This is a genomic window from Anaerophaga thermohalophila str. Valhall (assembly GCF_000250735.1).
Taxonomy (GTDB): domain Bacteria; phylum Bacteroidota; class Bacteroidia; order Bacteroidales; family Marinilabiliaceae; genus Anaerophaga; species Anaerophaga thermohalophila_A.
Map to the genome: position 1 here is coordinate 1 of NZ_AHZV01000102.1, position 12,297 is coordinate 12,297.

12 protein-coding genes are annotated in these 12,297 nt (G+C 42.1%); all 12 read left to right on the forward strand.

Annotated features, from left to right (window positions below; genetic code table 11):
• The first annotated feature begins 118 nt into the window (after positions 1-118).
• The 12 genes from rpmB (at position 119) to OQ5_RS0105120 (ending at position 12,156) form a co-directional block, all read left to right on the forward strand.
• Positions 119-361, forward strand: a complete 243-nt coding sequence (gene rpmB / locus OQ5_RS0105060) for a 50S ribosomal protein L28 (protein WP_016776445.1) — start codon at positions 119-121, stop codon at positions 359-361.
• A gap of 17 nt (positions 362-378) precedes the next feature.
• Complete coding sequence (gene rpmG / locus OQ5_RS0105065; protein ID WP_010424511.1) at positions 379-567, forward strand: 50S ribosomal protein L33; 189 nt, start codon at positions 379-381, stop codon at positions 565-567.
• A gap of 11 nt (positions 568-578) precedes the next feature.
• On the forward strand, positions 579-731 hold the full coding sequence (locus OQ5_RS22335) for a DUF4295 domain-containing protein (RefSeq protein ID WP_016776446.1): 153 nt from the start codon (positions 579-581) through the stop codon (positions 729-731).
• A 173-nt stretch (positions 732-904) separates the two neighbouring features.
• Positions 905-1,609 carry a C39 family peptidase gene (locus OQ5_RS0105075; protein WP_016776447.1) on the forward strand — a complete coding sequence of 235 codons (705 nt, stop codon included), beginning with the start codon at positions 905-907 and terminating at the stop codon, positions 1,607-1,609.
• A 69-nt stretch (positions 1,610-1,678) separates the two neighbouring features.
• Complete coding sequence (locus OQ5_RS0105080) at positions 1,679-3,133, forward strand: RimK family protein (RefSeq protein WP_026055123.1); 1,455 nt, start codon at positions 1,679-1,681, stop codon at positions 3,131-3,133.
• Positions 3,130-4,374: a carboxylate-amine ligase gene (locus tag OQ5_RS0105085; RefSeq protein ID WP_016776449.1), complete on the forward strand. Its 1,245-nt coding sequence runs from the start codon at positions 3,130-3,132 to the stop codon at positions 4,372-4,374. The genes OQ5_RS0105080 and OQ5_RS0105085 overlap by 4 nt, the downstream gene beginning before the upstream one ends.
• Before the next feature lie 13 nt (positions 4,375-4,387).
• Positions 4,388-5,083 (forward strand): N-formylglutamate amidohydrolase, encoded by a 696-nt coding sequence (locus OQ5_RS20340; RefSeq protein WP_176694057.1) that lies wholly within the window; start codon positions 4,388-4,390, stop codon positions 5,081-5,083.
• A 639-nt stretch (positions 5,084-5,722) separates the two neighbouring features.
• Positions 5,723-7,765 carry a TonB-dependent receptor gene (locus OQ5_RS0105100; RefSeq protein ID WP_016776451.1) on the forward strand — a complete coding sequence of 681 codons (2,043 nt, stop codon included), beginning with the start codon at positions 5,723-5,725 and terminating at the stop codon, positions 7,763-7,765.
• A gap of 539 nt (positions 7,766-8,304) precedes the next feature.
• Complete coding sequence (locus OQ5_RS0105105) at positions 8,305-8,598, forward strand: hypothetical protein (protein ID WP_016776452.1); 294 nt, start codon at positions 8,305-8,307, stop codon at positions 8,596-8,598.
• Positions 8,599-8,607: 9 nt separating this feature from the next.
• The gene (locus OQ5_RS0105110; RefSeq protein WP_010424497.1) at positions 8,608-8,898 is read left to right on the forward strand and encodes a cell division protein ZapA; all 291 of its coding nucleotides are present in this window, start codon (positions 8,608-8,610) and stop codon (positions 8,896-8,898) included.
• A 128-nt stretch (positions 8,899-9,026) separates the two neighbouring features.
• Positions 9,027-10,565 (forward strand): ribonuclease Y, encoded by a 1,539-nt coding sequence (rny, locus tag OQ5_RS0105115; RefSeq protein WP_016776453.1) that lies wholly within the window; start codon positions 9,027-9,029, stop codon positions 10,563-10,565.
• A 595-nt stretch (positions 10,566-11,160) separates the two neighbouring features.
• Entirely contained in the window at positions 11,161-12,156 is a 996-nt protein-coding gene (locus OQ5_RS0105120) for an SDR family oxidoreductase (protein WP_016776454.1), read from the forward strand.
• Positions 12,157-12,297 lie beyond the last annotated feature (141 nt).

Consider the following 12,297-nt stretch of genomic DNA (forward strand, 5'->3'; position numbering starts at 1 on the left):
CAGGTTAGCTGAAATTCCTTCAAAACAGGAAAAATATAGACAAAAAAGTTTGTTTATTTTTAGAAAAATGCCGTATTTTGCGCTCTGTTTGAAAAACGTATCGAAAAACGGTTGAGCAATGTCAAAAGTTTGTGAAATAACAGGAAAAAGCTTTCAGGTAGGGAACAATGTATCCCACTCAAAAAGAAGGACAAAGAGAAGGTTCAATCCCAATCTTTTTAAGAAGAAATTTTATTTACCCGAAGAGGACCGGTGGGTTAGCCTGAAGGTATCTGCCGCAGGGCTCAGGCTGATCAACAAAGTGGGCGTGAAAGCTGCCCTCGAATCGGCCAGAAAAAATGGTTATATTTCAAAATATTAAAAAACGGAGGGTAAATCATGGCAAAGAAAGCTAAAGGAAATCGCATACAGGTTATTCTGGAATGCACTGAGCATAAAGACAGCGGAATGCCCGGGACTTCACGGTACATTACTATGAAAAACCGCAAAAACACTCCGGATCGTCTTGAATTGAAAAAGTATAACCCCATTCTGAAGCGTTATACTGTTCATCGTGAAATCAAATAAAAAATTAAACCATGGCTAAGAAAGCAGTAGCATCGGTACAAAAAGGTGCAGGTAAAGGACATACCAAAGTGATTAAAATGGTTAAGTCCCCTAAAACCGGGTCTTACACTTTTCAGCAAGATGTGGTTCCCAACGATATGGTTAAAGAGTTCTTTAAAAAGTAATTTTCCTGTCCTCATTTAAATGAGACAAAAGATAGCAGCCCTCTCCGGTTTCCCGGAGGGGGTTTTTTTTGAAATAATTATCGCAATTGACTTGAAAAAATCTCTCTTCATAAGTACATTCAATTCAAAATTGTAATAATATTACACGCGTATTTTCCCCATATCTGTATTTTATGACAAACCGGCATTCAGTCAATATTCTTACGCAACCTGATGATACTACCTGCGGGCCAACAAGTCTGCACGCAGTTTATCGCTATTGGGGAATTGGTGTTTCCCTGGACGAGGTTTTACAATCGGTAGATTATCTTCACGACGGAGGAACCCTTGCTGTTATGCTCGGGATGGACGCGTTGAGAAGAGGCCTGAGAGCACGGATTTTTTCGTACAATCTGAAAATGTTTGATCCTACCTGGGAGCATTTTACAAACAAAGAACTTATTGACCATCTTGAACAACAGCTCCGCTATAAACATGGAAAAAAGTTTGTTCAGGCCACCCGTGCTTACCAGAAATACCTTGAATTAGGAGGCGAAATCGTTTTTGAAGATTTGCATAAGGCCATTTTTGAACGTTACCTCTTGAACGGAATTCCTATTCTTACAGGTTTAAGTGCTACCTATTTGTACAATTCCAAACGAGAATATACCGACCACAAGGACAGATCGGTATATCATGATCTGAAGGGCGAACCCATGGGACATTTTGTTGTGCTGAGCGGAATGAGCGGGAACCGGGTTTTTATAGCAGACCCTTACAAGGAAAACCCCATCTCCGGAGACAATTACTATGAAGTCGGAATTAACCGTTTAATTAACTCCATAATGCTGGGTATTGTGACTTATGATGCCAATATGCTGATTGTGATGAAGGAATAGTTTCTTAACTTTCTCAAAACAGACTTTAAATTACCTGTATTCGGACTCTGAATTGCTAATATAATAAATGTGAAAAAGATTATCGTTATAAATAAACCTTCGCACAGCGTGCTGGACGTTCCCGGCGTCGAAGTAATATCTCCCCGTCACTACCTGAGTGACGACAGTTATTCTAAACTAAAAAACATCAGGGTTTTCAATCTTTCCAATGACTATGCCTACCAAACCCGCGGTTATTATGTCTCTTTGCTGGCCGAAGCCCGGGGGCACAAGGTGGTGCCATCGGTGAAGAACATCCTCGATATGAAGGAGCGCGCATTGGTTAAAAGTGTCTCTGACGACGTGGATGACCTTGTTCAGAAGAGTTTGAAACGCATTCGTTCCAGGGAGTTTACTTTAAGCATCTATTTTGGCCAGAATGTTTCCAACCAGTATGCAAAATTAGCCAGAGAATTGCACAAACTGTTTCAGGCTCCTTTTCTCAGGGCACGTTTTGTTCATAATGGCAAAAAATGGGAAATATACTCTATCCGCACTATTCCTTTAAAGGAAGTGCCCGAGCACCATTTGCCTTATCTGCAAAGTTTTGCTGCCGAATATTTTGGTCGTAAACGCTATGATAATGCACGACAGGGAAAATACTTGTATGATCTGGCCATTCTTACCAATCCTGATGAGGCTTCGCCGCCTTCTAATAAAAAGGCTTTGACGGCATTTGCCGATGCTGCCGAAAAGCTTGGCTGTTATGTAGAGTTTATTACCAAAGATGATTATGACCGCATTGGTGAATTTGATGCTTTGTTCATACGCGAAACTACAGCTGTTAATCATCATACCTATCGCATTGCCAGGAGGGCCCAGAGTGAAGGCCTCGCCGTACTGGATTCTCCGGATTCTATTCTGAAATGTGCCAATAAGGTTTATCTGGCCGAGTTGTTGCGCGGGGCTCGCATCCCCACGCCACAAACTCTGGTATTATCATCCGATAATCCTAAAGATGCAGATTTGCTTGGATTTCCGTGTGTCCTCAAGCTGCCCGACTCTTCTTTTTCGCAGGGGGTGGTTAAAGTTAACGACAAGGAGGAGTTCAGGAGTAAAGTAAGAGAAATGCTTAAAGCCTCCGACCTGATTATTGCTCAGGAATATATGCCAACCGAATACGATTGGCGTGTGGGTGTACTCAACAATCAGGTGTTGTTTGTTTGCAGATACTACATGGCAGCAGGACATTGGCAGATATACAACTGGAACAGCAAAAAGAAGTCGGACGTTGAAGGTAATTTTGATATTCTTGAGCCGTCAGAGGCCCCGTCTGCCGTTATTGAAACAGCTTTAAGGGCAACCAGGCTTATTGGAAACGGGCTTTATGGCGTTGATATTAAGGAAATTGGAGGAAAGCCTTACATTATTGAGATTAATGATAATCCTAATATCGACGGCGGGGTGGAAGACCGCTTGTTAAAAGATGAACTTTACAGGAAAATTATTCTTTTTCTACTTGAACAGACAAATGTTGCCAAATGAGCTCAGACCATTTTCATCTTTTCGATGTCACCGGCATTGAACTGGAATATATGATTGTCGACCGCAAGACCCTTAATGTTCTGCCGGTTTGTGATGAATTGCTCCGGCAGGTTACAGGTGAAATTACTGCCGATTTTGAAAATGGTTCTATTGCCTGGAGTAACGAGCTGGTTAACCACGTGGTGGAATTGAAAACCAACGGACCAGTCAAATCACGGTATGGCTTGCATCATGAGTTTCATAATAATGTATTACAAATCAATGAAATCCTTGCAAAATTTGATGCATGCCTGTTGCCGGGCGGCGCACATCCCTGGATGAATCCTCGTAAAGAGACAAGTCTTTGGAAGCATGAATTCAATGAAATTTACACCCTCTACGACCGTATTTTCGATTGCCGTGGACATGGATGGAGCAATCTGCAAAGTACACACATTAATTTACCGTTTAGCGGCGATGATGAATTCAAGCGCCTGCATGCTGCAGTACGGATGGTACTGCCAATTATTCCTGCCATTGCAGCATCTACTCCTTTTCTTGACGGACTTTATACCGGCTTCCACGATAGCAGAATGGAAACCTACAGGCACAATCAGGAAAAAATACCTTCAATTGCCGGCGTCATTATTCCCGAAGCAGTTTTTTCCAAACAGGAGTATCATCTTCGCATCTTTGATCCCATAGTCCATGATATTGCTCCATTCGACCACGACAAGGTACTGAATAAACACTTTTTGAATTCGCGAGGTGCCATTTCACGTTTCGATCGTGGCGCCATTGAAATCCGTATTATTGATAATCAGGAGTCTCCATTGGCCGATATGGCCGTTGTGGATGCAGTCGTTGGCCTGATAAAACTGACTGCCGACGGTTTTTTTTCCCCTTTGTCAGAACAGGTTAATTGGCATGAAAATACGCTGGCGGCCATTTTCCTTAAAACCATTCGTGAATCGGATATGGCTGTTATTGAAAATTCATTGTACCTCGATTTCTGGGGTTGTCAGCAGCATCTAATGACGGCAGGAGACCTGTGGCGATATTTACTGCCTTCGCTGCAGGGGGTTATGGAACCTGTATACTTTGAAGTCTTCTCGAAGATTTTGAATGCCGGAACACTGGCAAGGCGATTATTAACCGTTATGGGAACCGATTTTTCGAGGGAACATTTTTACTATGTTTATGATAAATTGGCTCAGTGTCTTGCCGCTAACCGTCTGTTTGGGACAGATGCCGATGATTGAAACAAAACTGAAGATGGCAGTCGCGCTTTCGTGCGAACATGGCGGGAACTTTGTTCCGGATGCATTCCGGCCTCTCTTTTATGGGGATCCCAAAGTTCTTGAATCTCACCGTGGATGGGACCCCGGAGCCCTGGAACTGTTTCACGAGATGAGCAGAGCGGATGTTGATTATTCCTTGTTTGCCGAAACCACGCGGTTGCTGATAGACATTAACCGTTCACTCAATAAAAGGACGCTTTTTTCTGAGTATACACATCCCTTGTCATCCGATGATAAGAAGCGAATTATTACTTTGTATTATACGCCTTTCAGGACGAATTTTCGTTCCCGGCTTGCAGAGTTGATTCATGAAAAAAGTTTCGTTCTCCATGTTTCTGTTCATTCATTTACACCCGTTTTTAAAGGTAAAGTGCGTAACGCAGACATAGGTTTACTTTACGATCCGGGTTTTGGAATAGAAAAAGAACTGGCTGACAGGTGGAGAAAGTGCATTTCAGAAAAAATGCCCCGGTTGCGGATTAGGATGAACTATCCCTATTTGGGCAAAAATGACGGTCATGTTTTTGCACTGAGAAATTATTTTGGATCTTCGTTGTATGCAGGTATTGAACTTGAAGTGAATCAAAAGTACGCTTTCCGTAAAGATTTTAACAGAACTTTCTCTGATGCATTTAAGAATTTCCTGAATGACCTAAAAAGCAATGGATGAGTCTGTTCAAGGCCTGAGAAAATGACGTCATCGAACACCGTTTTTTGAACAAAGCAGGATAGTGTCGTGTCAGGCATAGAATGACGTTTAAGTTGAACCTGATTTTACTTATTTCAAAATGAGGAAAAGTGCGCATAACCATAGCTACTAAGTGTCTGTCCATAAAGTGCCATTTACTGTGTTACGCTCGTCCGAAAATTACTCATTTACGAGTAGTAAACTCCGTATTTTCGGCCTTCGCAAGCCTTGTAAATGACACTTTCTGAACAGACACACATATTGTGAAAATTTTTGCGAGTTTATAGACGCAATAGTCAGTTAAAAAAAGCCTAAACGCAGAGACGTAATGACGCAAAGTTTTTATTATGAGATAGTTGTGATTTGCCTTATTGATTGTGTAAACAATTAATTACCTCGTATTTGTTAACGAAGTATTCAGACGGACACTACTTAATTTTTTTATCATGAAAAAAATCAGTGATGCATTGGGCGATATTTTATGCTTGATTTGACACCAGCTCCGGGATTTTTTTCCGGATACTTCGCTTTTGCTATTATGCCTTTCTTTTCTCCGGGTGCAGAATAATAGTTCCCGATTCTTTACCTTTGCCGCGTTTTTAATCTCAAAATTTTATCGTTATGAACATTAAAAAGTATTTTTCCATTTCAGAGAAACTTGTATTTAAACGTTGGCAACATCGTGGCTATGCGGTATTTAATACATTGCACCGCGAAGTGAAAATAGGAACCCTTGCAGCCGCTTATTTTATCTGTCTGGGCTATTTGAATACCTTTGCTCAGACCGAAACCGACTCGATAACCAACAAAATACGGCTCGCCGAAGTTGAAGTTGTCGCTCACAGGGCACCCTCGCTATACTCTGAGGCAGGTCGCCTGATTACCGTAATTCCCCGGAGTGACATAGAAACTCTGCCTGTTCAGAGTGTGCAGGGACTTCTTAAATATGTAATGAATGTGGATGTCCGCGAAAGAGGACCACTTGGTGTACAGGCCGATTTGAGCCTAAGAGGCGGCTCTTTTGACCAGGTGATGATTTTGCTCAACGGAATAAACATTACCGATCCACAGACAGGTCATCATAACTTAAATCTCCCTGTTGATCTAAACAGCATCGAAAGAATTGAAATTATTGAAGGGCCAGCGTCAAGAGTTCACGGGCCAAATGCTTTTAGCGGAGCCGTTAACATTGTTACCGGCACATCCCGGCAAAACAGAGTTTCGGCTAGTGCAATGACCGGCGATAATGGATTATACAGAGCCGGAGCTACTCTGAATCACAACCTTGGTTCCATCACATCTTATCTGTCTGCTAGCAAAGGAGCCAGCGACGGTTATATTGAAAATACCGATTTTGATATTCTTAACCTGTTTTATCAGTTGCGGTATCGAAAAGATAATGAAGCTCTCAATTTTCAAACAGGTTATACCAATAAGGCTTTTGGTGCCAATTCGTTCTACACATCCGTATATCCCGACCAATTTGAAGAAACCCACACATTTTTCTCTTCTCTCGGGTTTGAAACCGGTAAAAAAATACTCCTCAAACCTTCTGTCTATTGGCGTCGCCATCACGATCGATTCGAACTGTTTCGTGACAGTGACGATGCCCCCGACTGGTATTCAGGACACAATTATCACCTTACCGATGTTTTTGGTGCCGATGTAAATGTTACTATTCCCTGGCAATTTGGAAAAACTTCGCTCGGCGGAGAAGTTCGTTCCGAAAATATATGGAGCAATAATATCGGAAATGATATGAACCAACCAATAGACGTTCCAGGCGAAGGAAACGTGGAGTTTACGAAAAGCTACAGCCGGAATAATACTTCTGTTTTCTTTGAACACAATTTTAAAAGCGGGAATCTTTCTGTTTCAGGTGGTATTATGGCCAATTTTAATTCGGGGTTGGATTATCGTTTAAACTGGTTTCCTGGCGTTGATGTAAGCTATTGGTTATCAACTAACTTGAAATGGCTTGCCAGCTATAACCGTTCTTTAAGAATGCCTACTTTCACCGACTTGTTTTACGAGGGACCAACAAATGAGGGAAATCCGGAACTTGAACCTGAAGAAGCGGCAACCGTTGAAGCAGGATTTAAATATGTTGGAAAAGCTTTTACCGGTCACCTGAACGGATTTTACAGAAAAGGAACCAATCTGATTGACTGGGGACGCAGAACAGGTGATGATAAGTATACTACATCCAATGTCAATGAAATAGACGCACGCGGCATAGAAATAAGTACCACCCTCTTTCCTCAGGAGTTTGGTCTTTCTGTTATTGAAATGGTGAGTGCCGGTTATTCATGGCTCGATCAGGACAAAAATCCTGAAGAAGGATATGAATCCGTATATGTATTGAACCACCTGATTCATAAGCTAAATCTTGGAATCAGGCACAAGATTTTCCGTGATCTGTCGGCAAGATGGAACTTTTTGTATCAGGACCGTGCCGGACATTTTTTGAGGTCGTCTGACAACGCTCAGGTAGAATACAAGCCATTTTTACTTACCGATTTAAGAATTATCTGGCAAAAAGGAGGTTGGCAGGTTTTCGCGGAAGCTGCCAACTTGTTCGATCGCGAATATTATGACATGGGCGAATTAGAGCGTCCCGGCAGGTGGATTAAAGGTGGTGTGAACTTTACCTTAAAGTATTAGATTACTGACAAAATTACTCCGGTCGCATGGCCCGAAGGCACAAACACCTTAGGCGCGGCGGATTCTGTGCTGAGCTAAGCAGTAGAGCTGTGCGGAATCCGCCGTTTTTTAATTACACGCTGAGAGCGCAAAATTAAAGGAACACTAAAATCTCAAAGAAAAGATTTTTTTTCTTCGGGATTTTGGGTAATTTTGAAACAATGTTAATTTTGTCCTTGAAATTTCCGTCTAATAGTCCGAATTTCGAGGTTGAATATAAATAGTGCGTGTCAATAAATTCGCAAAAGTTTTTACAATAAGTGTGTCTGTTCAGAAAGTGTCAGTTGCAAGGCTTGCGAAGTCCGAAAATACGGATTTTACTCATCATAAATGATTATTAATTTTCGGACGAGCGTAACACAGCAAATGGTACTATATGGACAGACATTAAATAATGAAGCTAAAGTGTCGTTAGAATTATTTTCTGACGATTATTGATATATAAGGGATTAAGAGTTTAGTTTTTGAGGAAATAATTAGGTTTTTCAATATAAACAACAATGGTTGATCCAAATACAGAATTGGTTGCTGAATTGGGAAATCGGATTGACCGACTGGCAGAATTGTATCAGAATGCGAGGCGTGAAAACGAACTGTTACGTAATGAAGTCGCGCAGCTTACCGGCCAGTTAAAAGAAGCGATTGCTTCAAAAGCAGAGGCGGAAGAGCAACTCGGGCATACCAAAATGGCCAAAGTGCTTGAGAGTGCTCCGGAGGATGTTCAGCAAACCAAAAGCAGGATTAGCCAAATTGTGCGGGAAATTGACAAGTGCATTGCACTTTTAAATCGTTAAGTACATTAAATGGATGACAAGCTTTCCATAAGAGTGAATGTAGCAGACCGGTATTATCCCCTGCGTATCGACAGGGATGATGAGGAAAAGATAAGGAAGGCTGCACGTCTTATTAATGAGAAGGTTTTACAGTATAAACAACGGTATCATGACAAAGATGTCCAGGATTTTCTGGCCATGGCTTCGTTACAATATGTTATTAAGATGTTGGAGCTCGAGAATAAACACGATCATTCACCAATAATTGATGCCGTTAAAGACTTAAACGATAAATTGGATGCAATTTTAGCGGAAGAATAACCGTTTTTGCATAATATATTAGTTACCCGCACTTTATCCTGAATGCACCGAATGTTTTATTCCGGTGCATGAAGTTTTTCAGGACAAAGTTGCGGTTTTTTTGTTTCATAAGTTAAAACAGAATTCTAATGGGAATAACAGAAATAGTAATAGCAATTGTAGCTTTTGTTGCCGGTGGCGGCCTGACCTGGGTGCTGATATACAAAGCATTGGGTGCCCGATCACGTAAGATTATCCGGGAGGCAGAGGCCGAAGCTGAAGTGATTAAGAAAGATAAAATACTTCAGGCCAAAGAAAAGTTCCTACAGCTTAAAGCTGAACATGAAAAAGAAATCAATGCCCGTAATTCAAAGATTATTGCTGCAGAGAACAAACTCAAACAAAAAGAGACTGCGTTCTCTCAAAAGATGGAAGAATTTCAGAGAAAAAAGAAAGAAAATGATGTCATACGGGAGAATCTTGATCAACAGCTGGAACTGGTAGAAAAGAAAAGTGAAGACCTGGAAAGAACGCATAAGCGTCAGGTAGAGCAATTAGAAGCCATTTCCGGAATGTCGGCCGAGGAAGCCAAAGAGATGCTTGTTGAATCGCTTAAAGCTGAGGCCAAAACCGAGGCGATGTCGTACATCAATGACATAATGGATGAGGCACGTATTAATGCAAATAAGGAGGCCAAACGAATTGTTCTTCAGACCATTCAGCGTACTGCCACCGAAACCGCTATCGAAAATTCGGTGACCATTTTCCATATCGATTCTGACGAGATAAAGGGACGAATTATTGGCCGTGAAGGACGAAATATCAGGGCCCTGGAGGCTGCAACAGGTGTTGAGATCATAGTGGATGACACACCCGAGGCCATTGTACTCTCAGGATTCGATCCTATGCGTCGCGAAGTGGCACGCCTTGCTCTTCATCAGTTGGTGACCGACGGGAGAATACACCCGGCACGCATCGAAGAGGTTGTCAATAAAGTGCGTAAACAGGTGGAAGAGGAGATGATTGAGAATGGGAAACGCACAGCCATTGACCTGGGGGTTCACGGACTTCACCCCGAGCTTATTAAATTAATAGGTAAAATGAAGTATCGTTCCTCTTACGGTCAGAACCTTTTACAGCACAGCAGGGAGACTGCCAACCTGTGCGCCATTATGGCTTCTGAACTGGGCTTGAATACTAAAAAGGCAAAACGCGCCGGACTTCTCCACGATATTGGAAAAGTGAGTGATGAAGACCCTGATCTTCCGCACGCTATTCTTGGAATGAAACTGGCCGAAAAGTTTAAAGAGAAACCGGATATCTGCAACGCTATTGGTGCCCACCATGATGAGGTGGAAATGACAAGTATGATTTCACCTATTGTTCAGGTCTGCGATGCCATCTCGGGTGCAAGGCCGGGTGCCCGTCGAGAGGTTGTGGAAGCTTATATTAAGCGACTTAAAGACCTGGAAACCCTGGCTTTGTCATATCCGGGTGTGCTAAAAACTTATGCTATCCAGGCAGGACGTGAACTAAGAGTAATTGTGGGAAGTGAAAAAGTGAGTGATCATGAAGCAGACCAGCTTTCTGCCGAGATTGCACGAAAAATACAAACTGAAATGACTTACCCGGGACAGGTAAAAATAACAGTCATCAGAGAGACCCGTGCAATTAGTTTTGCAAAATAAACGGATAAATACATCCGATTTTATTACATCTTAATCAAAAAAAAGCGGCGCCTGCCGCTTTTTTTGCAAATTTGCCGGAGTTAGTAAATTACTTGCACGGTTTACTAATAGTGAGTGACTGTTTTTCCAATAACCATTAACCACCCTAATACCCTGCACCTATATTAAGGTTAAGGTTGAGGCTGAGGTTAAGGCAGAGGTTAAGGCAGAGGCTAAGGCAGAGGTTGAGGTTGAGGTTGAGGTTGAGGTTGAGGTTAAACCATATAAGACATATAAGAACATAAAAAATTAAGTTACATCATAGATAACACAGATTCCTTGCCAGCAAAGCGGCAGAGCCGGGCGAACACAGATTTTTCAATTACCAATTAACCAGCAACCAGCACCCCGTGCCCGTACTCCCTGACCCCCGAATGGAAGAACGGCCAGCCCGCAGTACCCAACAACCCCAACAACCCCAACAACCCTAACAACCCTAACAACCCTAACAACCTTAACAACCTTAACAACCCTAACAACCCTAACAACCCTAACAACCTTAGCAACGCTAACACCCCTAACAATTCTAATAATCTAACAATCTAACAATCCATATATGAGCATAATCACAGGGAAAAAAGTTCTGGTTACCGGAGGGGCCGGTTTTATCGGATCAAATTTGATTGAGAAGCTTCTAAAACAGGATAATCAGGTTCGATGTCTGGATAACTTTTCGACAGGAAAACGGGGAAATATCACTTCTTTTCTTAAAAATTCAGCCTTTGAATTGATGGAAGGAGATATACGCAATCTGGAAATCTGCCGGCGTGCAGTTAAAGATACAGACATAGTACTTCATCAGGCAGCGCTAGGGTCGGTACCTCGCTCCATAAATGATCCGATAACCACAAACGATGTAAATATTGGCGGGTTTCTGAACATACTGGTGGCTGCCCGCGATGCCAGCGTTAAACGTGTGGTTTATGCTGCCAGCTCCTCAACTTATGGCGATAGCGAAGAAATGCCCAAGATAGAGGACAAAATCGGTAAACCGCTTTCTCCCTATGCTATAACAAAATATGTGGATGAGCTTTATGCCGACGTGTTTGCAAAATTGTATGACATGGAACTTGTCGGCCTGCGCTATTTTAATGTTTTCGGTCCCAGACAGGATCCCGACGGAGCCTATGCAGCCGTTATCCCAAAATTTGTGAGCGCACTAATCAACAAACAGTCACCGGTGGTTAACGGGGACGGAACTTTTTCGCGTGATTTTACATACGTGGCGAATGTGGTTCAGGCCAATGAACTGGCGGCAACCATTGATTCACCAGAAGCCATCAATACGGTTTATAATGTTGCTTATGGTGAGCGAACTTCTTTAAATCAGTTGGTAGAATACCTGAAAGAGCTCCTTTCGGTATATGATGTCGAAATAGCCAATGTTAAAGTAGAATACGGACCTGAGCGAAAAGGGGATGTCCCGCATTCGTTGGCATCTATCGACAGAGCAAAACAATTGTTGGGATATAATCCTGAGTATGATGTGGCTCGCGGACTTAAAGAAGCCATTCATTGGTACTGGGAGAATTTGTCAGATGATAAAATTTAACCGCATCGGTTGTATCCGTGTAAGATTGTTTTAAGAAGAAAATGCTTTCAAAGGCTTGAGTTCATGCCCATTTATTGTAAATTTGCGATTATTGGTGCTCGTCAATAAACTCGTAAAAATTTGCACAACATGTGTGTGATT

Excerpts from the sequence above, each read along its gene's own strand:
- OQ5_RS0105120 (WP_016776454.1), top strand. The coding sequence starts at position 11,161 with ATGAGCATAATCACAGGGAAAAAAGTTCTGGTTACCGGAGGGGCCGGT.
- OQ5_RS0105075 (WP_016776447.1), top strand. The coding sequence starts at position 905 with ATGACAAACCGGCATTCAGTCAATATTCTTACGCAACCTGATGATACT.
- rpmG (WP_010424511.1), top strand. The coding sequence starts at position 379 with ATGGCAAAGAAAGCTAAAGGAAATCGCATACAGGTTATTCTGGAATGC.
- rpmB (WP_016776445.1), top strand. The coding sequence starts at position 119 with ATGTCAAAAGTTTGTGAAATAACAGGAAAAAGCTTTCAGGTAGGGAAC.
- OQ5_RS0105110 (WP_010424497.1), top strand. The coding sequence starts at position 8,608 with ATGGATGACAAGCTTTCCATAAGAGTGAATGTAGCAGACCGGTATTAT.
- OQ5_RS0105085 (WP_016776449.1), top strand. The coding sequence starts at position 3,130 with ATGAGCTCAGACCATTTTCATCTTTTCGATGTCACCGGCATTGAACTG.
- rny (WP_016776453.1), top strand. The coding sequence starts at position 9,027 with ATGGGAATAACAGAAATAGTAATAGCAATTGTAGCTTTTGTTGCCGGT.
- OQ5_RS22335 (WP_016776446.1), top strand. The coding sequence starts at position 579 with ATGGCTAAGAAAGCAGTAGCATCGGTACAAAAAGGTGCAGGTAAAGGA.
- OQ5_RS0105100 (WP_016776451.1), top strand. The coding sequence starts at position 5,723 with ATGAACATTAAAAAGTATTTTTCCATTTCAGAGAAACTTGTATTTAAA.
- OQ5_RS0105105 (WP_016776452.1), top strand. The coding sequence starts at position 8,305 with ATGGTTGATCCAAATACAGAATTGGTTGCTGAATTGGGAAATCGGATT.
- OQ5_RS20340 (WP_176694057.1), top strand. The coding sequence starts at position 4,388 with ATGGCAGTCGCGCTTTCGTGCGAACATGGCGGGAACTTTGTTCCGGAT.